1 protein-coding gene is annotated in these 409 nt (G+C 63.8%); it reads right to left on the bottom strand.

Going from position 1 to position 409, the window contains the following annotated elements:
• Positions 1–172 precede the first annotated feature (172 nt).
• Positions 173–409, bottom strand: a 237-nt coding sequence (gene thiI, locus BN1134_RS16715) for a thiazole biosynthesis protein (protein ID WP_042048612.1), incomplete at its 5' end; no start/stop codon positions are given.

Consider the following 409-nt stretch of genomic DNA (forward strand, 5'->3'; position numbering starts at 1 on the left):
CGGCGGCCGCCGCCATGGCGACCCTCATCACCCTGACCGCCGCTGGCGTCAAGCTGCTCGAGCTGCTGATCGGGCGGGCCTTGCGCCGCCGCACCCAGCGCTGGCGCGAGGCGACCTGATCCGGGCCCATAAAAAAACCGGCCTGCTGGCCGGTTTTTTCTGCTGCGCTCCGTTACGGGCGGTAGACCTTGACGTTGTCAAAGCCCTTCTCCTTGAGGTAGAGCGCCTGCAACTTGCTCATCACGCCGCGATCGCAATAGAGCAGGTAGGTCTTCTCTTTGGGCAGATCGCCAAAGGCGGTGGCCAGCTTGAAGAAGGGAACGTGCAGCACGTCGCGCCCGGCCACCACCAGCGGCTTCTCTTCATGCTCATCCATGGAGCGGATATCGAGGATCACCTCGTCGTCACC

The organism is Aeromonas simiae (assembly GCF_000820125.1).
Taxonomy (GTDB): domain Bacteria; phylum Pseudomonadota; class Gammaproteobacteria; order Enterobacterales; family Aeromonadaceae; genus Aeromonas; species Aeromonas simiae.